The organism is Flavobacterium sp. NPDC079362 (assembly GCF_050267765.1).
GTDB classification, from domain to species: domain Bacteria; phylum Bacteroidota; class Bacteroidia; order Flavobacteriales; family Flavobacteriaceae; genus Flavobacterium; species Flavobacterium azizsancarii.
The window spans coordinates 21,072-41,036 of the sequence record NZ_JBNNFM010000034.1 but is presented as its reverse complement, the minus strand read 5'-3'; the positions used below and the strand labels follow the sequence as shown (position 1 = coordinate 41,036).

General features: G+C 32.3%; 24 protein-coding genes. 9 read left to right on the top strand and 15 right to left on the bottom strand.

Annotation, left to right across the window (positions count from 1 at the left end; all coding sequences use genetic code 11):
* Nucleotides 1-352 precede the first annotated feature (352 nt).
* The 3 genes from yajC to ACQKCJ_RS20775 all read right to left on the bottom strand — a co-directional run bounded on the left by yajC (nucleotide 353) and on the right by ACQKCJ_RS20775 (nucleotide 3,330).
* Nucleotides 353-628, bottom strand: coding sequence for a preprotein translocase subunit YajC (gene yajC / locus ACQKCJ_RS20785; RefSeq protein ID WP_271335407.1), 276 nt, complete (start codon nucleotides 626-628; stop codon nucleotides 353-355).
* Between the two features lie 60 nt (nucleotides 629-688).
* Complete coding sequence (gene nusB / locus ACQKCJ_RS20780; RefSeq protein WP_271335408.1) at nucleotides 689-1,603, bottom strand: transcription antitermination factor NusB; 915 nt, start codon at nucleotides 1,601-1,603, stop codon at nucleotides 689-691.
* A gap of 617 nt (nucleotides 1,604-2,220) precedes the next feature.
* Nucleotides 2,221-3,330, bottom strand: a complete 1,110-nt coding sequence (locus ACQKCJ_RS20775) for a Glu/Leu/Phe/Val family dehydrogenase (RefSeq protein ID WP_271335409.1) — start codon at nucleotides 3,328-3,330, stop codon at nucleotides 2,221-2,223.
* A gap of 204 nt (nucleotides 3,331-3,534) precedes the next feature.
* Here ACQKCJ_RS20775 and ACQKCJ_RS20770 point away from each other — a divergent pair, with 204 nt between their 5' ends.
* The 4 genes from ACQKCJ_RS20770 to ACQKCJ_RS20755 all read left to right on the top strand — a co-directional run bounded on the left by ACQKCJ_RS20770 (nucleotide 3,535) and on the right by ACQKCJ_RS20755 (nucleotide 7,303).
* Complete coding sequence (locus ACQKCJ_RS20770; protein ID WP_271335410.1) at nucleotides 3,535-5,313, top strand: ABC transporter ATP-binding protein; 1,779 nt, start codon at nucleotides 3,535-3,537, stop codon at nucleotides 5,311-5,313.
* 68 nt (nucleotides 5,314-5,381) lie between these two features.
* Nucleotides 5,382-5,750 (top strand): PUR family DNA/RNA-binding protein, encoded by a 369-nt coding sequence (locus ACQKCJ_RS20765; protein ID WP_029268690.1) that lies wholly within the window; start codon nucleotides 5,382-5,384, stop codon nucleotides 5,748-5,750.
* A 161-nt stretch (nucleotides 5,751-5,911) separates the two neighbouring features.
* A complete protein-coding gene (locus tag ACQKCJ_RS20760) occupies nucleotides 5,912-6,736 on the top strand; it encodes an alpha/beta hydrolase (protein WP_271335411.1) in 825 nt (274 codons plus the stop codon).
* A 21-nt stretch (nucleotides 6,737-6,757) separates the two neighbouring features.
* Nucleotides 6,758-7,303 (top strand): RBBP9/YdeN family alpha/beta hydrolase, encoded by a 546-nt coding sequence (locus ACQKCJ_RS20755; protein WP_271335412.1) that lies wholly within the window; start codon nucleotides 6,758-6,760, stop codon nucleotides 7,301-7,303.
* Nucleotides 7,304-7,568: 265 nt separating this feature from the next.
* On the opposite strand, the gene ACQKCJ_RS20750 is transcribed toward ACQKCJ_RS20755, so the two are convergent.
* Nucleotides 7,569-7,904, bottom strand: coding sequence for a tRNA-binding protein (locus ACQKCJ_RS20750; RefSeq protein ID WP_271335413.1), 336 nt, complete (start codon nucleotides 7,902-7,904; stop codon nucleotides 7,569-7,571).
* 134 nt (nucleotides 7,905-8,038) lie between these two features.
* Here ACQKCJ_RS20750 and ACQKCJ_RS20745 point away from each other — a divergent pair, with 134 nt between their 5' ends.
* From ACQKCJ_RS20745 to ACQKCJ_RS20735, 3 genes are all read left to right on the top strand, one after another.
* Nucleotides 8,039-8,932 (top strand): alpha/beta fold hydrolase, encoded by an 894-nt coding sequence (locus ACQKCJ_RS20745; RefSeq protein ID WP_271335414.1) that lies wholly within the window; start codon nucleotides 8,039-8,041, stop codon nucleotides 8,930-8,932.
* Nucleotides 8,933-9,062: 130 nt separating this feature from the next.
* Nucleotides 9,063-9,617 carry a thioredoxin family protein gene (locus tag ACQKCJ_RS20740; protein WP_271335415.1) on the top strand — a complete coding sequence of 185 codons (555 nt, stop codon included), beginning with the start codon at nucleotides 9,063-9,065 and terminating at the stop codon, nucleotides 9,615-9,617.
* A 418-nt stretch (nucleotides 9,618-10,035) separates the two neighbouring features.
* Nucleotides 10,036-10,431: a GreA/GreB family elongation factor gene (locus tag ACQKCJ_RS20735; RefSeq protein ID WP_271335416.1), complete on the top strand. Its 396-nt coding sequence runs from the start codon at nucleotides 10,036-10,038 to the stop codon at nucleotides 10,429-10,431.
* Nucleotides 10,432-10,543: 112 nt separating this feature from the next.
* Here ACQKCJ_RS20735 and ACQKCJ_RS20730 read toward each other — a convergent pair whose 3' ends face one another.
* The 11 genes from ACQKCJ_RS20730 to ACQKCJ_RS20680 form a co-directional block, all read right to left on the bottom strand.
* Nucleotides 10,544-10,852, bottom strand: a complete 309-nt coding sequence (locus tag ACQKCJ_RS20730; protein WP_271335417.1) for a c-type cytochrome — start codon at nucleotides 10,850-10,852, stop codon at nucleotides 10,544-10,546.
* A 97-nt stretch (nucleotides 10,853-10,949) separates the two neighbouring features.
* Nucleotides 10,950-11,882, bottom strand: coding sequence for a peptidylprolyl isomerase (locus tag ACQKCJ_RS20725; protein ID WP_271335418.1), 933 nt, complete (start codon nucleotides 11,880-11,882; stop codon nucleotides 10,950-10,952).
* 47 nt (nucleotides 11,883-11,929) lie between these two features.
* Complete coding sequence (locus ACQKCJ_RS20720) at nucleotides 11,930-12,223, bottom strand: hypothetical protein (protein ID WP_271335419.1); 294 nt, start codon at nucleotides 12,221-12,223, stop codon at nucleotides 11,930-11,932.
* Nucleotide 12,224: 1 nt separating this feature from the next.
* Nucleotides 12,225-13,385 (bottom strand): MFS transporter, encoded by a 1,161-nt coding sequence (locus tag ACQKCJ_RS20715; protein ID WP_427402851.1) that lies wholly within the window; start codon nucleotides 13,383-13,385, stop codon nucleotides 12,225-12,227.
* A gap of 215 nt (nucleotides 13,386-13,600) precedes the next feature.
* On the bottom strand, nucleotides 13,601-13,948 hold the full coding sequence (locus ACQKCJ_RS20710; protein ID WP_271335421.1) for a cupin domain-containing protein: 348 nt from the start codon (nucleotides 13,946-13,948) through the stop codon (nucleotides 13,601-13,603).
* A 54-nt stretch (nucleotides 13,949-14,002) separates the two neighbouring features.
* On the bottom strand, nucleotides 14,003-14,875 hold the full coding sequence (locus tag ACQKCJ_RS20705; protein ID WP_271335422.1) for a sugar phosphate isomerase/epimerase family protein: 873 nt from the start codon (nucleotides 14,873-14,875) through the stop codon (nucleotides 14,003-14,005).
* A 49-nt stretch (nucleotides 14,876-14,924) separates the two neighbouring features.
* Nucleotides 14,925-15,467: an NADPH-dependent FMN reductase gene (locus ACQKCJ_RS20700; protein ID WP_427402850.1), complete on the bottom strand. Its 543-nt coding sequence runs from the start codon at nucleotides 15,465-15,467 to the stop codon at nucleotides 14,925-14,927.
* A 1-nt stretch (nucleotide 15,468) separates the two neighbouring features.
* Nucleotides 15,469-16,374 (bottom strand): Zn-dependent protease, encoded by a 906-nt coding sequence (locus ACQKCJ_RS20695; protein WP_271335424.1) that lies wholly within the window; start codon nucleotides 16,372-16,374, stop codon nucleotides 15,469-15,471.
* A 33-nt stretch (nucleotides 16,375-16,407) separates the two neighbouring features.
* Entirely contained in the window at nucleotides 16,408-16,869 is a 462-nt protein-coding gene (tnpA, locus tag ACQKCJ_RS20690) for an IS200/IS605 family transposase (protein WP_271335425.1), read from the bottom strand.
* A 553-nt stretch (nucleotides 16,870-17,422) separates the two neighbouring features.
* Nucleotides 17,423-17,878 (bottom strand): nuclear transport factor 2 family protein, encoded by a 456-nt coding sequence (locus ACQKCJ_RS20685; protein WP_271335426.1) that lies wholly within the window; start codon nucleotides 17,876-17,878, stop codon nucleotides 17,423-17,425.
* A 115-nt stretch (nucleotides 17,879-17,993) separates the two neighbouring features.
* Nucleotides 17,994-18,323, bottom strand: coding sequence for a hypothetical protein (locus ACQKCJ_RS20680; RefSeq protein WP_271335427.1), 330 nt, complete (start codon nucleotides 18,321-18,323; stop codon nucleotides 17,994-17,996).
* Nucleotides 18,324-18,588: 265 nt separating this feature from the next.
* Here ACQKCJ_RS20680 and trmD point away from each other — a divergent pair, with 265 nt between their 5' ends.
* The gene (gene trmD / locus ACQKCJ_RS20675; protein ID WP_271335428.1) at nucleotides 18,589-19,272 is read left to right on the top strand and encodes a tRNA (guanosine(37)-N1)-methyltransferase TrmD; all 684 of its coding nucleotides are present in this window, start codon (nucleotides 18,589-18,591) and stop codon (nucleotides 19,270-19,272) included.
* A 266-nt stretch (nucleotides 19,273-19,538) separates the two neighbouring features.
* Nucleotides 19,539-19,889: a 50S ribosomal protein L19 gene (gene rplS / locus ACQKCJ_RS20670; RefSeq protein ID WP_271335429.1), complete on the top strand. Its 351-nt coding sequence runs from the start codon at nucleotides 19,539-19,541 to the stop codon at nucleotides 19,887-19,889.
* Nucleotides 19,890-19,965 lie beyond the last annotated feature (76 nt).

Here is a 19,965-nt window from a genome sequence, read left to right as displayed (position 1 = left end):
AAATCACACTAGTTAATCGACAAAGATTGAAGATATACTTTACGGAGTTTCTTGTGTGATTTCTCCCTTTGGTCGAAAAGACAAGATTGAGTAAAAAAAAAATCACAAAGTGCAATCACTAATTTGGAGTCTGGAATTTTTACTAAGTTGTCGTGTCCTTTCGACCGAAGGGAGAAATCACACTAGTTAATCGACAAAGATTGAAGATATACTTTACGGAGTTTCTTGTGTGATTTCTCCCTTTGGTCGAAAAAGACAAGATTGAGTTTAATAAAAGAAAAAAAAATCCCAAACTCCAACGTTTAAATTGGAATTTGGGATTTATATTTTAGTTGGAATTTCTAAAAAATAATTACGCTTTTTTATTCAAAGCAGCGCTCATTTCCATAGAAATAGCAGAACGCTCAATTTTTAATTTTCCAGACATTGTTTCGATAACTGCACTTGTATCAGCTAATTCAACAACTTTACCGTGAAAACCACTTTTAGTAATTATTTTATCACCTACTTTTAGGCTGCTTTCAAATTCTTTTTCGTTTTTTGCTCTTTTTTGTTGTGGTCTGATCATGAAGAAATAGATTACCACGAACATTAATAGAAATGGCGCAAATTGAGTTAATTGTCCCATAATTTAAATTCTGTTTTTGATTTATTATATTATTAATAGTTTGAAATCCTTGACTTAGTCTTACATTAAACCACGTCCAACTTTAATCATCTTTTTATTAGCCGTAAGCTCTTTAACAAGATTATCTAAAATTCCGTTGATAAAAATACTACTTTTTGGTGTAGAATACTCTTTTGCAATTTCTAAATATTCGTTAAGAGTTACTTTTACTGGAATTGAAGGGAATTTTAAAAACTCGCAAATTGCCATTTTCAAAATAATAGTATCAATTTCAGCAATCCTGTCACTGTCCCAATTTGGTGTCTTATCATCATATTCTTTAGCAAAAATAGTTTCGTTTAAAACTGTTCTTCTAAACAAGTCTTTAGCAAAATCTTTATCTTCTACATCTTTATACAATTTTGGCACTCTAAAATCATCAGGATCTTGTGTTTTTATCGCCTTCAATTGTTTAACGATATGCGTATTTACAACTGGAATATCATCAACCCATGTTAATTTATCATCTTCCAGATACTCATATAATTTTTCATTAGGAACAATTACATCAGCAAATAAATCGATTACAAATTGTCTGTCTTCTTCAAAAGTATTTACTGAAGAACTACTCATGTATTTTACATACAGATCACTTGCTTTAATATCATTTAAAAGTAAAATAATATAATCATCATTTAATGACCAGTTGTTGATTTTACGATTTTCTAAAGCGATGCTAAGTGAATTACTTTCGGCAAGAAGTTGAAAAATTTTATTGTTGATGAATTTTTCGTTCGGTTTACGTTCTGCAGCAGTTGCAAGATGTTTTTTGCTTGATAGATGTAAAAAAATGGATTCTTTTTTGCAAATTTCAATCAATGAAGAAAGCATTATAAGATATAAATCCTGAATATTATCAATGCTGTAAAAAAGAAACTTCTCTTCTTTTTCCATATTATCAGAACCGCTTTGATGCATTGCATAAATGGATTGCATTACTTTAACGCGTATGTGTCTTCTATTTACCACCTTGTAAGAACATTTAAAAATTAGTCTGCAAAATTAAGGATTTAACAGTTGATAATAAAATTTAAATGGATAAAAAAGCTCTCAGAAAGCAATTAATTTATGATATTAATAAAAAGCCGCATTTTTCACAGGACAATACTTTGAGATCTTTAAACAAAAAAGATGTTATTTTTCAGCATAAAAACTTCCAATCTGAAGTTTTTTTTACCTCAAAGTTCAAAAAGTTTTTTTTAATTAAGCAGTTTTGTAAAAACACAAAGTTCGCAAAGCTTTGTGTTGAACCAGCTTTGCGAACTTTACGATTACATACGCATTCCAATCTGAAGTTTTTTTTTACCTCAAAGTTCAAAAAGTTTTTTTTAATTAAGCAGTTTTGCAAAAACACAAAGTTCGCAAAGCTTTGTGTTGAACCAGCTTTGCGAACTTTGTGTTTTCTAACCGCAATAAATAAAAATCTTAGCGAACTTTGCGGTAAAAAATAAACTGCAATATCAAGCTACCTATAAAAAAAGTCCCAGTATTCAGTCTCAGTTTACATTGCAAACTGAGACTGAATACTGGGACTATAAATTGTAAACTAAAAATTACTTCTTAGCAGCGTTTTCAATTTTTCTTAAATCAATACGATTTTGAGCAATTGTAAGAGCAGCTTTGTGCGTTGTCATTCCGTTTTTCACAGCGTAATCGATAATTTCTAAAGTAGTATTATAGATGTTTTCTGTTTTAGTCATGATTTCAGCTTTACCATAATGCTCTAATTCCGCATAAACATTGATAATTCCACCAGCGTTGATTAAGAAATCCGGAGCATATAAAATACCTCTTTCCTGCAATCTTAAACCGTGAACATTCTCATCAGCTAACTGATTGTTGGCAGCACCAGCAATAACTTTAGCTTTAATTTTATTTACAGTATCATCATTAATGATTGCTCCCATCGCACATGGTGCATAAATATCAACATCTGCAGTATACAAATCTTCACCTGCATAAACTGTTGCATTATATTTTGCAGCTACCTGATATAATTTTTCTTCATTAATATCTGTAATAGTAACGATTGCTCCTTCTTTAGTCAAATATTCAACTAAGGCTTCACCAACGTGGCCAATACCCTGAACCAAAACTTTTTTACCTTCTAAAACATCAGTACCAAACTGACTTTTAGCAGCAGCTTTCATTCCTAAATAAACACCGTAAGCTGTTATTGGAGAAGGATTTCCTGAACCACCTCTTTCTTCAGAGATACCCGTAACATAAGGTGTTACATCTCTAACAGTGTCCATATCTTTCGTTTCCATTCCAACATCTTCAGCAGTAATATATCTTCCGCCTAAAGAGTGAACAAACTCACCAAACTTGCGCATTAATTCAGGTGTTTTTTGCGTTTTAGCATCACCAATAATTACTGCTTTACCTCCACCGATATTCAATCCGGTAATGGCTGATTTATATGTCATACCTCTTGAAAGACGCAAAACATCGTTCAATGCTTCCCATTCAGTATTATAGTTCCACATTCTTGTACCTCCTAAAGCTGGCCCCATAACTGAATTATGAATACCAATAATTGCTTTTAAACCTGTATCTTTGTCATTGCAAAAAACAATTTGTTCGTGATCATCAAATGATAGTTGACCAAAAACAGGATCCATTTTTTGAAGTTCCTTTCCAGTTGCGAAAGTTGCATCCATAGCGCTAGTATTTATTAGTTATAAATTATGAATTTGTCAAAAAGACTTCTCAAATTTATACAAAAAATACACATGTGCTAATTTTTTATCTTTAAAATAACAATATAACAATCGTTTTGTTTTGATAAAATTATACTTTCCGTTAATTTTAATTCACAATATTGTACAAAATCAAAACATTTCGTCATAGAATCTCTTAAAAAAATGAAAGAATTAAGCTATTTAAACAAATATTTCATCAAATATAAATATAGTTTCTCTTTAGGAATTTTAATCGCTATAATCTCACAAATATTCGCTCTATTTACCCCTCAATTAATTAGTAAGTCTCTAAACGCTATCGAAAATTTTGATAAGCTTCCCAAATCTGAACAGATGTCGCAAGTTGTTATTGACTCATACAGAGATGGTTTAATCAATAACGTATTGCTAATTATCGCTACTGCAATAATTTCAGGCTTTTTTCTCTTCCTAACACGACAGACTTTAATTGTAATGTCCCGTCATATTGAATTTGATTTAAAAAATGAGGTTTTCAAGCAATACGAAAATCTTTCACAGAACTTTTACAAGCAAAACCGTACCGGAGATTTAATGAATCGTATCAGTGAAGACGTTTCAAAGGTCCGTATGTACGTTGGTCCGGCCGTAATGTACACCATCAATACATTTATTCGTTTTGCAATCGTTATAATATATATGTATAATGTTTCGCCGTTATTAACACTATATACTATTTTACCGTTACCTGTACTTTCGTATTGTATTTTTAAATTAAGTTCTGAAATCAATAAACGAAGTACGACTTTTCAGCAATATTTATCGAAAGTCTCGAGTTTTTCGCAGGAAATTTTTTCAGGGATCAGGGTTATAAAAGCATACTCCTTAGAAAACCAACATCAAAATAACATGGTAGCTCTTGCGGATGAAAGCAAAAAAAAGAGTTTGGATTTAGCCAAAGTCCAATCACTATTTGGCCCTTTGATGATTGCCTTAATCGGAATCAGTAATCTGGTTGTCATTTATTTTGGTGGTCTTATGTACATTAACGGAACGATTGCGAACATTGGAACAATTGCTGAGTTTATTTTATATGTAAACATGCTAACCTGGCCAGTTGCCTCATTAGGATGGGTTTCATCAATGGTACAGGAAGCCGAAGCTTCTCAAAAACGTTTGAATGAATTCCTGAAAATTGAACCGGAAATCAAGAATAACAATGAGAACACATCAGATATTCAAGGTTCTATTGCTTTCGAAAATGTAAGCTATACGTATAAAGACACTAATATCGAAGCGCTGAAAAATGTAACTTTTACGGTAAAAAAAGGAGAGACATTGGCTATTTTAGGAAAAACAGGCTCTGGTAAATCGACTATCCTTTCCTTAATTTCCCGTTTATACGACGTTACTTCGGGAAAAATCACAATTGACGGGAATGAAATAAGCACTTTGAACTTAAATGATCTTCGAAACAATATAGGAATCGTACCTCAGGATGCTTTTTTATTCTCTGACACTATTAAAAACAATATCAAATTTGGCAATCAAAACGCTACAGACAAAGAAGTAATCGAGGCGGCTAAAAATGCTGTCGTTCATGACAATATCATTGCATTCAACAAACAATACGACACAGTTCTGGGAGAAAGAGGTATCACACTTTCAGGAGGCCAGAAGCAACGTGTATCTATTGCACGTGCTATTATTAAAAAACCTGCGATTCTACTTTTTGACGATTGCCTGTCAGCAGTCGATACTGAGACAGAAGAGACGATTTTGAACAATTTATTCGAAATTTGTAAAGATAAAACTACCATAATAGTCAGTCATCGTGTTTCGTCAGCAAAAAATGCCGACAAAATAATCATTTTAGAAGATGGCAGAATCATTCAACAAGGCTCTCATAATCAATTAATAAATCAAGAGGGCTATTATGCTTCTTTATATTTAAAACAACTTTCAGAAAAAGAATCACTTTAAATGTTGCGTAATAGATAATTTTTTATGATTTTTGAGTACTATTAATTCCAAAAATGATAGAACGTATTATGAGAGAAAATGACATGTTAGAAAAAGAAGAGATTTTTTCTAAAGTATTACGAGCAGGAAGAAGAACTTATTTCTTTGATGTGAGAGCTACTAAAGCTGATGATTATTATATCACTATTACCGAAAGTAAAAAATTTACTGAAGAAGATGGTTCTTTTCATTTTAAAAAACACAAAATTTACTTGTATAAAGAAGATTTTAGTGCTTTTGCCGAAATACTAGAAGAAATGACTTCATATGTCTTGAACCACAAAGGCGAAGAAGTAATTTCTGAAAGACACCAAAAAGATTTTAAGAAAGAATACGGTTCCGATAAACCTGAAGGACAACGATCTAGTTTTACTGATATTGATTTTGACGATATTTAGTCCTAAATAACTTTTTAAAAAGTACAAGTCCAATATGTCCTGCATTTTGGACTTTTTTTATATATTTAAATTCTATAATTTTAGTCGAGAATCATTTTAGATTTCGGACTGAAGTTTTTATATTTTTCCAGATTAACTATACGAATTCAAATATCTCTTAAATGAAAAAATTAATTCTCTTATTTACTTTCCTCTTTATTGGAGTTTCATCTTTTGCCCAAAAAACAGAATACGAGACGAAATCAAATATTCAATACTACAACCCGGCAATTAATAAAACTGATAGCTATATAAATGAAAGATGTGTTCTTGATATTTATTACCCTAAAAACACAAAAGGTTTTGCTACAATAGTTTGGTTTCACGGAGGAGGATTGACCGGCGGGAGCAAAGAAATCCCTGAAGCTCTAAAAAACAAAGGGTTTGCGATTATTGGAGTCAATTACAGATTATCACCAAAGGTAAAAGCTGCAAAAGCTATCGAAGATGCAGCTGCTGCAGTTGCCTGGGCTTTTAACAACATTGCAAATTACGGCGGAGACACTTCTTCAATTTTTGTTTCAGGACATTCTGCAGGAGGATATTTAGGTTTAATGATTGGTCTGGATAAAAAATGGCTGCAAAAAGAAGAAATCGACGCTAATAAAATCGCAGGACTTATCCCATTTAGCGGTCAATGCATTACTCATTTCGAAATTAGAAAAGAAAACGGAATTCCTGATACAACACCAACTATTGATGCTTTCGCACCTCTTTTTTATGTTCGTGCTGATGCTCCGCCACTTTTATTAATTACCGGAGATCGCGAATTAGAGATGTTAGGACGATATGAAGAAAATGCCTACATGGCACGTATGATGAAATTAGTCGGTCACAAACAAACCAAACTTTATGAACTTGACGGTTACGGACACGGAATGACTGAACCTGGATTTCCGCTGCTTGTAAAAGAGGTAAACAGAATCCTAAAAGAAAATAAAAAATAATCTTTAAATAAATCCACGGCAATGGAAACACAATTATTAATACTACCCGGGCTTGGAAATTCAGGCGAAAAACACTGGCAAACATTCTGGCATAAAAAGTTTAAAAACTCAATTCGTTTAGTTCAGGACAATTGGGACGAACCTGTTTGTAAAGAATGGCTCGAAAGATTAAATGAAGAAGTTGCAAAACTCAATGAACCAACGATTTTGGTTGCGCATAGCTTAGCTGTTTCTTTAGTTTTGCATTGGGCGGGCTCAAATACCAACAAAAACATCATAGGCGCTTTATTAGTAGCTCCTGCTGATGTTGATTCACCTCAACATACTCCTGAATCTGTTCGGAATTTTTCTCCAATGCCCGTTTATAAATTACCATTTCCTTCAATAGTTGTCGCAAGCGAAAATGATCCGTACGCTTCTTTTGAAAGAAAAGAATATTTTGCCAAAATGTGGGGAAGCGATTTCGCAAACGTAGGTCAGCAAGGACACATCAATTCTGACTCTGACTTAAAATACTGGGAAGCAGGTCAGTTGATTTTACAGCAGTTAATTGAGAAAATTTCTTAGTTTTCAGTTGCGGTCTTCAGTCTCAGTTTTCAGTCTGGAGGTTAATTAACCGCAAATTTCACAGAGATTTTACGCAAAGTTCACAAAGTTTCTTTTGAAGGTTTGTGAACTTTTGCCTGATTAAAGGTCACAAAGCTGGGCTTAAAAAATAATTCGTGTGAATTTGTGTAATTCGTGGCGAAAATTAACCGCAAAATCAAAATTATTTTAATTCTTTAATCCCGATAGCTATCGGGAGTGGCAAACTGAAAACTGTGACAGAAAACTAACCAATCCTAAGTCCATTTTCAATCTTAAAATCAGGAGCCAATAAAATAACATCTCCCTCCTCGCCTACAGCACCAAGAACAAGACATTCGCTCATAAATTTTCCTATTTGCTTTCTGGGAAAGTTTACAACCGCCACAATTTGTCTGTTTACTAAGTCTTCTTTTTGATAACGTTTGGTAATTTGTGCCGATGATTTTCTAATGCCAATTTCAGCGCCAAAATCAATCGTTAGCTGATATGCCGGTTTTCTTGCTTCGGGAAAATCATTTACTTCTATAATGGTTCCGACACGCATATCGGTTCTCTCAAATTCATTCCAGGTTAAATCCATTTACGTTTTCATAATGTTGAATTACAAACCTATTAATTTTGTAATTATTACAACTAATTCTATAACCGTTTTTTTTAGTTCTACTTCTAAATTTACGTATCACTGAGTAAAGTAACACTAAAAAAGATATAGAAATGGAAAACACTATCCTAAATACCGACCAATCCCTGAGAGATTTTGAATTTGATATCCAGGAATTAAACACTGATAAATACATCGAAACTGCAAAAAATGTAAAGCTTTATGTAAAGGATTACGGAAAAGGAAAACCTGTTATTTTGATTCACGGCTGGCCTCTTTCGAATGAAATGTGGGAATATCAGGTTGATTTTTTGGTACAGAACAACTATAGGGTAATTGTGTATGACCGCCGTGGTTTTGGTAAATCATCTCAACCTTATGACGGATATGATTATGATACTTTGACTGATGACTTAAAAGAAATTATTGACCAGCTAAAATTAGAAAACGCAACTCTTGTAGGATTTTCAATGGGTGGTGGCGAGGTTGTTCGCTACTTTAGCCGTCATGGTGGAAAAGGAGTAACAAAAGCTGCCTTAATATCTTCTGTAGTTCCATTTTTACTACAGACAAGCGACAATCCTGACGGACATCCAAAGGAAAAAAGCGAAGCAACAGCAAATGCAATCAAAGAAGACAGAATAGGTTTTGTGGATAATTTTGGAAAAACTTTTTTCGGAATCAACATCATCAACAAACCTCTAAGCACTCCATTACTTGAATATTACAGAGCATTATGTTCATTTGCTTCTCCTCGTGCTACACTAAAATGTGCCGAATCATTTTCTTATACTGATTTTAGAGAAGAGTTAGATTTTATAAAAGTCCCAACGTTAATCATTCATGGAGACGATGATAAAATCGTTCCAATTGAACTAACCTCTGAAAAATCTGCAAAAGCCATTCGCGAAAACACTTATATCGTTTACGAAGGCGCTCCACACGGATTATTCTATACCAACAAAGATAAACTGAACACTGATTTATTGAATTTTTTGAATTCATAAAATACTACTATATAAATCCAAAGAAACTTATGAGCTTTGTTAAAGTTTCTTTGGATGTTTTTTTTTAATCCTGTAAACTTTCTTTTACAAGAATATTAAAGCTATTTTTGAAGATCTTATCTCTATAAAAATGGCACAAACCTCTTCAAATATAATTCCGCTTGGAACAATTGCACCAAAATTCAAATTAAAAGATGCGAATTCTAACAATGAATATTCGTTTGATGATTTGAAAGGATCAAAAGGTACATTAGTGGTTTTTATCTGTAATCATTGTCCGTTTGTACTTCATGTTATCAACGAAATCGTAATGATTGCAAATGATTATCGCGTTCAGGGAATTGGAGTTATTGCCATTTCGAGTAATGATATCGAAAAATATCCGCAAGATTCTCCTGAATTAATGACTGAATTTGCTTTTGAAAATAAAATCGATTTTCCGTATTTATTTGACGGGACCCAGGAAGTTGCCAAAGCCTACAATGCTGCATGTACTCCTGATTTTTATTTATTCGACAATCAGGATCGTTTATTCTATCATGGTCAAATGGATGATTCAAGACCCGGAAACGGAATTTCGTTAAGCGGAAGTGATCTTCGTAGTGCTATTGATGCGCTCATTTATAACCGAAGTTTAAAAGAACCACAAAAGCCAAGTATTGGCTGTAGTATTAAATGGAAATAAACAAATTAGAAGTATTTCAAAAAGTTTACCTATCTTTGCAGATCAATTAATTATTCTCATTGTGAGCACTATAAACCTAATTACAGTTTTTATGTTGTTGTTTTCTCTTACGAGAAGACCAATTACTGCTGTATTTATTTCACATAGTAAGGCCTTTATTAATTAGGCCTCCGTCTATTCCAATTTCTTCTTTCAGGCGGAGGATTTATACCACGATTTAATCATTTATTTTATTTGAAAGAGTAAATTCTCTCTCAAATGATTTTTTGGTTTTTTCAATCAAAAGTTTCCAAAACATACATTATTTTAAATTTCAACTGTACCTGTACAATTTGAAACAACAATTATGTATTTATAAGCCTGTAAAGAAATACACTAAAAAACACTTACGCATTAATAATAATATAAAAACATATTTATGAAACCAACACCCACTTTCTGTAAAACAGATTATCATTTCTTAAGAGAATTGATATTAAAAAGTAAAAATTCAACAAATGCAAAAGAAGCCAATCAGCTTTCACAAGAGTTAGATCGCGCTGTAATTAGCAAAGAAAGCGAATTAGACAACTCGATTATAAGAATAAATTCATACGTCACTATCGAAGATGTAAAAGCAAAAAAGCAAATGAAAATTAAAATCGTTTTACCTTCATTTGCTGATGTAAAACAAAGTAAAATTTCAATTCTTGCTCCTTTGAGTGTTGCTATAATTGGATTTAAGGAAAATGACGAGGTCGATTGGGAACTACCGGCTGGAATAAAGACTCTAAAAATAGTTGCGGTTAGTAATATAGCCGAAGACAATTCTTAACCTTTTTTAAACACCTCATTCGTGAAGGTGTTTTTTTATGCCCTATTTAAAAACAAAAAAACTATCCAATAATAGTTACTGAATAGTTTTTATAAATCTACAAAAGAACTTCTTACAATTGAGAAGTTATATAATTTGATATCGAAGCCATCTGGGTATCATCCAACTTCGCTTTTTTCTGCATCCTTGCTAAAATTGGTTTCCACTCTTGCTCAGTAAATTTCTTTGCGTCATATAATTTATGACATCTTGCACAACTGTTCTCGTATAAGTTTTTACCTTCTTCCAATTCAGGTGTTAATACTACAGTTTTAGCAGTTTCGGTTACAGGTACTGTTGACGCAGTAGAAGCATTCTTTTGGGTTCCGCAAGAAACTAAAAGTAATACCGCAGCAGTTAGAATTAAGATTTTTGATTTCATTGTTTTGCTTTAATTTATAAGTAAATATAAAAAAATCCCATATGCCTTGACATACGGGATTCTAATTTAAAACAATACTAAATTGTCTCTATATTTCTTATTTTACTTCCATTAATTCAACATCGAAAATCAAAGTTGCATTTGGCGGAATAACTCCTCCAGCTCCGGCAGCCCCGTAAGCTAAGTCAGAAGGAATTACAAAACGAGCTTTGTCTCCTACTTGCAATAAAGCAACACCTTCATCCCATCCTTCGATAACCTGTCCCTGACCTAATCTAAATTCGATTGGTTTTTTACGTGGATAAGATGAATCAAAGACTTTTCCGTTTTCTAAAGAACCTTCGTAATGAACTGCAACTGTTTTACCAGCTTCTGCTTGTTTACCTTCTCCTTTTTGAATCATTTTATAACGTAAACCACTTTCTGTTTTTTCAAAACCAGCAGCTAATTGTTCCATTTTTGCTTCAGACTCTGCTTTTAAAGCTGCATCTCTTTTTAGACGAGCACCTTTTAAACCAACAAAAGCTTCGATAGCATTAAATTTTTCTGCTTCTTCTCCAACTCTGATAATTTCTACATTTTCAAGAGCATCGCCTTGTGCAACAGCATCAACGATATCCTGTCCTTCGATTACATGACCAAAAACAGTATGTTTTCCGTCTAACCAAGAAGTTGGAACGTGAGTAATGTAAAATTGAGAACCGTTACTTGCAGGTCCTGAATTTGCCATTGCTAAAACTCCCGGACGATCGTGTTTTAAACTTGGGTGAAATTCATCATCAAATTTATAACCAGGATCACCAGTTCCTGTTCCTTTTGGGCATCCACCCTGAATCATAAAATCAGGAATTACTCTATGAAATGTTAATCCGTCATAGAATTTTTGTCCTTGAGGTTTTACTTTATTTTCCATATTTCCTTCTGCAAGAGCTACAAAATTCCCTACGGTTCCTGGTGTTAAATCGTGAGTTAGTTTTACTAAAATCGAACCTTTGCTTGTATTGAATTTAGCGTATATTCCGTTTTCCATTGTTATTATTTTTTATTTAAATGCAAATTTACAAAATTAATTTTATATCATTTTGCGTGAAAAATACAAGTATCTTTAATTACTGAATTTTCGAGATTGATAACCGAAATTTTAGTCCCTTCATCAAAATCACATGTACGCTTCACTATTTTCCCGTAAGGTATATTCTTTAAAAATATCGTATCATTTCTAAGAACTGTATTTTGATTAAAGACTATGATATCACCCAATCCGCATGGAATCCCGCATTTCCAAACATATTCTTTTATTTCATTGTCAGAAAGTGTTTTTTGGCAACTTAAAATCAAAAACAAACTAGCAATTGCCGTTATTATTTTCATCTTAAACTTTATTTTTAGACTTTACTTTATTTTTAGACTTTACTTTATAAGTAAGTCCGTATACTAATAATGATAATACTGATAAAGCAACACACCCAATTGTTACAGCATGCCATCCGCCTAATTTCCACAAAAACAATCCGTAAGCTGATCCTGCTGCTGTTCCTAAAAAGCTAAATGACATAAATACGGTATTTAATCTGTTTCTGGCTTCGGGAAGCAACGAGTATACCCGGGTTTGATTAGAAATATGAACGCCCTGGATTCCTATATCAATAAATACGATTCCGATAGCAATTCCGATTACGCTTTCTACTGAAAAATAAAAAACCAGAAAGCTTATCAAAATCAACAAGCAACCGTAGCCCACAGCAACTCTAGATCCTCCTTTATCACCAAGTTTACCCACTAAAGGCGCTGCTAAAGCTCCTGATGCACCAACAATCCCGAATAAACCGATTGTTGCACTATTATAATGAAAAGGTTCTCCTGAAAGCAATAAAACCATTGTGGTCCAGAAAGCACCAAATTGAGCAAAACTAAATACATTTATGATTGTCGCTTCTCTTAAAATTGGTTGTGTTTTTATAAGTGTAAAAAGGGATTTAATTAATTCTCCATAACTTCCCTTAAACTGAGGTTTATTAACCGGAAATTTATTCTGAATAACAAAAAAGATCAAAAGACAAATTCCTGAAGCGATATAAAACATTGATCTCCATCCTAAATACTGACCAATGAACCCGCTTAAAGTTCTTGAAAGCAAAATACCAACAAGTAATCCGCTCATGATTGTTCCCACTACTTTACCCCGTTGTTCGGGCGCACATAATGAAGCGGCCAAAGGCAAAATAAGTTGTGGTACAATTGAAGTAATTCCGATTAATAAGGAGGCAATCTGTAAAAGAAAAAAGCTTTTAGCCGTAGCTGCCAGAATCAAGGCAATTACAGAAGCAAAAGTGGTCATTAAAATTTGTTTTTTTCTTTCAATTTTATCGCCTAAAGGAACCATAAAAAACAACCCAATCGCATAACCTGCCTGAGTAAGATATGTTATTGTTCCAGCGCTGGCTTCGGGAATTTTAAATTCGTTGGCAATTAAAACAATTAGAGGTTGGCAGTAATACAGATTTGCAACTATAAGTCCAGTGCAAGCTGCCATAAATAAGACATTCGTTTTGGATAAATTCATTTTGCAAAAATACCATCAATATTTAATCTAAACTTATAATTAAAGTTATTTTTTTTATAAAATCTGTGTAAATCTGCATCTTTGCAATAGAGAATCTGCACCATTAATTTTCTGGAAATTGACGCTGCTTAATCCCATTCGTTATCGCAAAAACACGGATACTTAATGATTTTCTTTATTTAATTCTATTTTAAAAAATCTTCTCTGGCAGGGCTAAAAACATCAGTCAAAAATCCGCTTTCTAAACAAACTACTCCATGAATTGCATGAGGCGGAATGTAGAAACTGTCTCCTTCTTTTAAGGTTTGAGTTACGCCATTTATAGTTACATCAAATTTACCACTCGAAACATACGTTACTTGCGTATGATAATGTTCGTGCAAAACACCAATTCCGCCTTTTTCAAAATGAACGTTCACCAACATCACTCTGTCGTCGTATGCCAGAATTTTGCGTTTGATTCCTTCACCAACCACTTCCCACTCTATTTCATCCCCTTTTATAAATTCTTTGCTTGTTCCGAAAGTTTGCATATCTGTTTTTTAATTGAATTGGTACAAAAATAATACTTTTAGATGATTTTATTTTTAAATCAATTTTTTAGAAATAAAACCACTGCTTGTTTTTATAGATTCAAAAGCATCGGGATTATAATTATTCTCCTGTTCTACAAAAAAATGTTTCATTCCGGATTGTTTTGCTTCCTTAAAAATAGTTCTAAAATCAATAGAACCGGAACCTATTTCTGTGTTTAAAGCCTGATTTGCCTTGTCCATATCTTTTACATGCCACAATTTAAAACGTCCCTGGTTTGCTGCAAACAATTTTAGCGGATCATTTCCTGAACGAACAACCCAATACAAATCCAATTCAAAATAAACCAAATCCTTATTAGTTTCTTTTAAGAGAATTTCATAACCTGTAATCCCATCATGTTTCTGAAATTCAAAATCATGATTGTGATAAGCTATTTTTAAACCTGCGGCTGCACACATTTTCGCCGCTTCATTTATTCGGGCTGCAATATTTTTATAATCCTGAATATTTCTCCTGAAAGACTCATCTAACCATGGAATTGTCAAAAATTCACTTTTTAGAACCTTTGCCGCTTCTATCGCAGCAATTAATTCTGATGTATTTCCATCATACAAAAAACTTCCCAGATTATAATGTCCGCTAATCGCTTTGAGCCCGTTTTTGTCCAGTATCTTCTTTAATTCGATTGGCGTAACACCCCAAAACTGATCTTTAATCGAAAAACCATACGTTTCTACAGTTGTAAATCCGGCAGCGGCAACTTTTTCAAAAGTTAACCCCACATTTTTAGGGAGTTCATCCCGTAATGTATATAATTGCAAACCAATTTCTTTTTTATCCATAGTAAAAGCTAATGATGGCAAAGTCATAACTAATGTCGTAGCCAGACCTGTATTTAGTATAAATTTTCTCCTTGTAATCATTCGTTCATTTTAAAAATCCGGAAATAAAATTAATCTATTTAAATCAATCTTAAACCTCTATAAATTGTTTTTCGAAATTACATATAAAATCCTGAAGAGCAACTTCCGTTTCTTCGATTACAATTTCCCCCTCTTCATTAATTTTTCCGCGAATTCCCTGTATCAAAAGTCTGGTTTCATCCTCGAATTTAGCTTCAAGGGTTTTCATTATTAATGTCAATTGCTCATGTCCCATTTCTCCCGAAGCCGAAGCCGTTATCAAACCCGTCTTTTTATCTGAAAAAATAATAGTCGAAACACACCACTCTAAAGCATTTTTTAAACTTCCGGGTATGCTAAAAACATATTCCGGAGTGCAAATTAGAACTCCGTCGGCCTCACTAATTTTATCCCTGAATTCTTTGACTTCTTTGGGCGCATCATCATTATCTAAATCCGGATTAAAATGAGGAAAACCAGCCAGATCTTCAAAAATTTCAATTTTAAATTCGGTTTTTATATTTTCCGAAATATATTTTAGAATTTTGTAATTACTAGAATTTCTTCTTGTACTTCCCGTTATGGCGAAGATTTTTATTGTTTCTTTTTGCATTTTACTTAATTACGTCTCTATCTTTTTTCATTAACTGAAATCCATCGGTTAAATTGTTTCTTATAAAATATTTCTCTAAATCTTCCAGTCTTTTTTTATTATCGTATTGTATACATGAATTTAGTTTTTGCTGACAAACAGAACACAATCGAATAGTATTTTTATCTGTTTCATACATGCTATTAGTCCCATTCATTACACAGTTTGCCGTAATACAATGATGCAGGCCAAACATATGTCCAATTTCATGAGAGCTTATTTTAAGCAATCGTGATAAACACAAATCAAAATTTTCAGACGTCAATTCCCCGTCTTGTAATCTATAAATTGAACTCACGCCAATCTTATCGTGATAAGAAGCCAAACCAAAAACATAATTCCATTCAGGTTTAGGATATAAATCAAGTTCTGAAAGCCCCATTAACGCAATTCTCTTTGATGGCTTTTGCTCTTTTAAAACATCTGTTAAAAGATAACCTGCCAATAATTGTTCATGACCATCCATCATTCTTCTGGCAGAATTTGGAACCACATCATTAGAAATAGGATCTAAAGTTTTTGTTTTTAATTGAAAGTAGATTTCTAAATATTCATTGGCAAGCTTAATTTGCTTTTTTTGTAAAGTATTAAAATTTCCAATAGGCAGTATATAAATAATATTAGAATCTTCTGCTGGAATTATATGTTTAGACCTAAAATATTGTTCAAAAGTTTGTCCTTTTTCTTTACGGGAATACAACCAATCTCCATAAACAGGTTCAGCCAATTTAACGTCATTGCTTTTGATTTGCCCAAAATATGGTGCTTGTTCAGGAATTTGTTTAGGTGTTGCTTTGGTAATTGCTTTTGTTTTTTCTTTATTGCAGGAACAAAATAATACAAGCAGGAAGAAGATTATTTTTTTCATTTATTTTCTGGTATGTATTAATAAAAAACAATTTTAAATTAATTCCTTAAAAATAAACTTTTCCTCATAATCAATTTCAAATTTTTCAAGAAAGTCAATATACTCCTCTCTGAAAGTTCTCTTTTTATGGTGTAGTTCCTGATTTTCAATATAACTAATTACGGCAGTCAATTGTGATTTACTATATGAAAATGCGCCATAACCTTCCTGCCATTCAAAGTGACATTCTAGAAATCTACTATTATTAATCCACTTTGAAGAATCTTGTTTTATATTTTTCATTAAATCAGAGATAGATTGTGCTGGCCTTATTCCAATTAAAATATGAACATGGTCAGAAATACCATTGATTGCTAAAAGTTTATGATTATTATTTTTTATAATTCCTGCTATATATTTATAGAGTTCTTCTTTCCACTCTTTATTAATTATACCTTGTCTAAATTTTACTGCGAAAACAAAATGAATGTGTATTTGAGTATATGTATTTGCCATTACTATGTAGTCCCTATGGGACAATTTTAATTTGTATTTTTTTTCTACCAACATATAATTCCTGACGGAATAATAATACATTGAGCATATTTTTAAAATCAGTATAGCTTAAGAAAAAAACTATAAACATATAATTTCTAGCAGAATAGCAAATACATAAATCATTCTTTTCGATGTTCCGTTAGGAACAAAATATCGGTAACTAAAATAAGCTGACCAACATATCATGTCCCGTAGGGACTATACATAAGTACCTTTACACATTTAATCCTAACTTTCATCTTCCTCGAAATTATCGAAATATATAGTCCCTAACGGGACAATTTTGATTTGCAATTTTTTTTCTATTAACATATAATTCCTAACGGAATAATAATACATTGAGCATATTTTTAAAATTTCTTTAGCTTAAGAAAAAAACTGTAAACATATAATTTATAGCAGAGTAGCAAATACATAAATCATACTTTTTGATGTTCCCCTAGGAACAAAATATCGGTAACTAAAATAAGCTGACCACCATATCATGTCCCGTAGGGACTATACATAAAATTTACTCCTCGCCATCCTCAAAATTATCGAAATACGTAAAATCTTTAGTAATTAATGCGTTTTCTATTGTGAAAATAGTACAAATAGGCAATTCAAACTTTGAATTATCCGGTGCAGTTCCGGTCGAAACAAACTCTACAATAATATGCTTTTCTCCAGAAGGGTAAATTTGAATTACCTTATCATTCAAATCCGGAAAAACTTTATTCAATTCCGCATATTTATCTTCAATCTGTTTTCGGGTTTGTTTTACAATTCCCTGTCCTAAAGAAGGATCTTTAAAATCAGCAGTTTCGGTATACATTTCCGACATCTTTTTCCAATCATGCTTATTAAAATACTCAAAATATTGTTTGATTAATTTTTCATTCTTTGAAGTTTCCATAGGTTTTGGCTGGTTTTGATTATTACACGAGATAATTACAAAAATTATAACAAGTACCATTATTTTTCTCATAATTTTTATTTTAAATCATTACGAATCAGATAATAAAGAATTTAAATATAATAAAATGATTAGAGATTACAATAAAAAATCGCAACCTCATCTGGCAATAATAAATGTAAAATAATTACTTTACAGCAATCTCTTGTGGCGTCATTTGCTGTTTATCTATTTTATACAAATAAATTTTCCCATCATTATTGGCATATATATAAGTATAAATCCAATGATTAGGACCGGCAATTCTGGATCCTTCATCATTATTGGCGTTCGCATAAACCTGCTGTCCATAGATAAGAATTTCTCCTTTTTCAGCATTGTTCAAAGTACGTATTGGAGGTCCCCAGGTCTTTATAAGATTTTTTTTAGATTGGCCAATCCATTTATCACTAGAATTTTTATTTGTAGAACATGCATATAAAACTGACAAAATAGTCAAAAGTAAAAGTTTCTTCATAAGATCACTGTTTTTTAAAGTTATATCCTCATTTTAAACAGTTAAACAAGGATTACACTAACAATATTAGCCGAAATTAACTAGAAAATATTTACACAAAATCATTTTAATATTATATAATTATTACTAATTAAATACAATGTTAGCAATCAATTTTGAACTACAATTTTATGCGGACAGACGTACTTGCACCATTTTTAAATCTTTAAAATTCTCAAATATTAACTTTGTATCTTTGCCGCTTAGAACTATTGAACAAAAAAAAATGCGAATTGACATTGTAACGATTTTGCCTGAACTTTTAAGAAGTCCTTTTGAAGCTTCGATTATGAAACGTGCCATAGACAAAGGTCTTGTCGAAGTACATTTTCATAATTTACGAGATTACACTACAAACAAACAAAAAAGTGTCGACGATTATCCCTTTGGAGGTGGCGCCGGAATGGTAATGACTGTTCAGCCCATTGATGCTTGCATCACACATCTAAAAAGTGAGCGTGAATACGACGAGATAATCTATATGTCGCCTGACGGAGAAACTCTGAATCAAAAAATGGCCAATACAATGTCGATGTATGAAAACATTATCATTTTATGCGGACATTATAAAGGTGTAGATCAACGTGTTCGTGATCACTTTATTACTAAGGAAATTTCGATTGGCGATTATGTTTTATCCGGAGGAGAATTAGGCGCTCTGGTTTTATCTGATGCTTTAATCCGATTAATTCCGGGTGTTTTAAGTGATGAAACATCTGCATTGACAGATAGTTTTCAGGATAATTTACTTTCAGGACCTATATATACAAGACCCGCAGATTATAAAGGATGGAAAGTTCCTGATGTTTTAACAAGCGGCCATTTTGCCAAAATTGATAAATGGCGCGAAGATATGGCGTATGAACATACTAAAAACAGACGACCAGATCTTCTCGAAGGACAAGATTAGTTTCAGGTTTTTGGGTTATTTTTGTTTCAGGTTTCTTAAAACCTAAATTCAAATTTAAAACCAATAAAACTTTAACTTTATCTAACTGAAAATTAGAAACCTAGCTTTAAATTTTATATTGCAAATTTAATTATAAAGTCTAAAAACTTTAAACAAGAAAAACTTTAAACTTTAAACTTTTTTTTTATCTTTGCACCCGAATTAGACTAACCTCTGGCGAGATCCGTGAATGTTGCTCTATACAAAAACCATAATTACAAGATATCATGGCAGATTTAATGAAATTCGTTCAAACCGAATTAGTTGCTAAAAAAGATTTCCCTGTTTTCGGAGCTGGAGATACTATCACAGTTTACTACGAAATTAAAGAGGGTGAAAAAACAAGAACTCAGTTTTTTAAAGGAGTTGTTATTCAAAGAAGAGGTTCTGGTAACACAGAAACTTTTACTATCCGTAAAATGTCTGGAGCTGTTGGAGTTGAGCGTATCTTCCCAGTAAACTTACCAGCTTTACAGAAAGTTGAAATCAACAAAAAAGGAGCTGTTCGTAGAGCTAGAATTTTCTACTTCAGAGAACTTACTGGTAAAAAAGCTAAGATTAAAGATAAAAGAAGATAATCATTTATCGATTTGTTATAAAAAAGCTCGTTTCATTTATTTGAAACGAGCTTTTTTTTGTGCCTGATTTTTAAAA

What these genes read in the sequence shown, in the direction of transcription:
- yajC (WP_271335407.1), bottom strand. Translation starts at nt 628, where the DNA reads ATGGGACAATTAACTCAATTTGCGCCATTTCTATTAATGTTCGTGGTA.
- nusB (WP_271335408.1), bottom strand. Translation starts at nt 1,603, where the DNA reads ATGCAATCCATTTATGCAATGCATCAAAGCGGTTCTGATAATATGGAA.
- ACQKCJ_RS20775 (WP_271335409.1), bottom strand. Translation starts at nt 3,330, where the DNA reads ATGGATGCAACTTTCGCAACTGGAAAGGAACTTCAAAAAATGGATCCT.
- ACQKCJ_RS20770 (WP_271335410.1), top strand. Translation starts at nt 3,535, where the DNA reads ATGAAAGAATTAAGCTATTTAAACAAATATTTCATCAAATATAAATAT.
- ACQKCJ_RS20765 (WP_029268690.1), top strand. Translation starts at nt 5,382, where the DNA reads ATGAGAGAAAATGACATGTTAGAAAAAGAAGAGATTTTTTCTAAAGTA.
- ACQKCJ_RS20760 (WP_271335411.1), top strand. Translation starts at nt 5,912, where the DNA reads ATGAAAAAATTAATTCTCTTATTTACTTTCCTCTTTATTGGAGTTTCA.
- ACQKCJ_RS20755 (WP_271335412.1), top strand. Translation starts at nt 6,758, where the DNA reads ATGGAAACACAATTATTAATACTACCCGGGCTTGGAAATTCAGGCGAA.
- ACQKCJ_RS20750 (WP_271335413.1), bottom strand. Translation starts at nt 7,904, where the DNA reads ATGGATTTAACCTGGAATGAATTTGAGAGAACCGATATGCGTGTCGGA.
- ACQKCJ_RS20745 (WP_271335414.1), top strand. Translation starts at nt 8,039, where the DNA reads ATGGAAAACACTATCCTAAATACCGACCAATCCCTGAGAGATTTTGAA.
- ACQKCJ_RS20740 (WP_271335415.1), top strand. Translation starts at nt 9,063, where the DNA reads ATGGCACAAACCTCTTCAAATATAATTCCGCTTGGAACAATTGCACCA.
- ACQKCJ_RS20735 (WP_271335416.1), top strand. Translation starts at nt 10,036, where the DNA reads ATGAAACCAACACCCACTTTCTGTAAAACAGATTATCATTTCTTAAGA.
- ACQKCJ_RS20730 (WP_271335417.1), bottom strand. Translation starts at nt 10,852, where the DNA reads ATGAAATCAAAAATCTTAATTCTAACTGCTGCGGTATTACTTTTAGTT.
- ACQKCJ_RS20725 (WP_271335418.1), bottom strand. Translation starts at nt 11,882, where the DNA reads ATGGAAAACGGAATATACGCTAAATTCAATACAAGCAAAGGTTCGATT.
- ACQKCJ_RS20720 (WP_271335419.1), bottom strand. Translation starts at nt 12,223, where the DNA reads ATGAAAATAATAACGGCAATTGCTAGTTTGTTTTTGATTTTAAGTTGC.
- ACQKCJ_RS20715 (WP_427402851.1), bottom strand. Translation starts at nt 13,385, where the DNA reads ATGGCAGCTTGCACTGGACTTATAGTTGCAAATCTGTATTACTGCCAA.
- ACQKCJ_RS20710 (WP_271335421.1), bottom strand. Translation starts at nt 13,948, where the DNA reads ATGCAAACTTTCGGAACAAGCAAAGAATTTATAAAAGGGGATGAAATA.
- ACQKCJ_RS20705 (WP_271335422.1), bottom strand. Translation starts at nt 14,875, where the DNA reads ATGATTACAAGGAGAAAATTTATACTAAATACAGGTCTGGCTACGACA.
- ACQKCJ_RS20700 (WP_427402850.1), bottom strand. Translation starts at nt 15,467, where the DNA reads ATGCAAAAAGAAACAATAAAAATCTTCGCCATAACGGGAAGTACAAGA.
- ACQKCJ_RS20695 (WP_271335424.1), bottom strand. Translation starts at nt 16,374, where the DNA reads ATGAAAAAAATAATCTTCTTCCTGCTTGTATTATTTTGTTCCTGCAAT.
- tnpA (WP_271335425.1), bottom strand. Translation starts at nt 16,869, where the DNA reads ATGGCAAATACATATACTCAAATACACATTCATTTTGTTTTCGCAGTA.
- ACQKCJ_RS20685 (WP_271335426.1), bottom strand. Translation starts at nt 17,878, where the DNA reads ATGAGAAAAATAATGGTACTTGTTATAATTTTTGTAATTATCTCGTGT.
- ACQKCJ_RS20680 (WP_271335427.1), bottom strand. Translation starts at nt 18,323, where the DNA reads ATGAAGAAACTTTTACTTTTGACTATTTTGTCAGTTTTATATGCATGT.
- trmD (WP_271335428.1), top strand. Translation starts at nt 18,589, where the DNA reads ATGCGAATTGACATTGTAACGATTTTGCCTGAACTTTTAAGAAGTCCT.
- rplS (WP_271335429.1), top strand. Translation starts at nt 19,539, where the DNA reads ATGGCAGATTTAATGAAATTCGTTCAAACCGAATTAGTTGCTAAAAAA.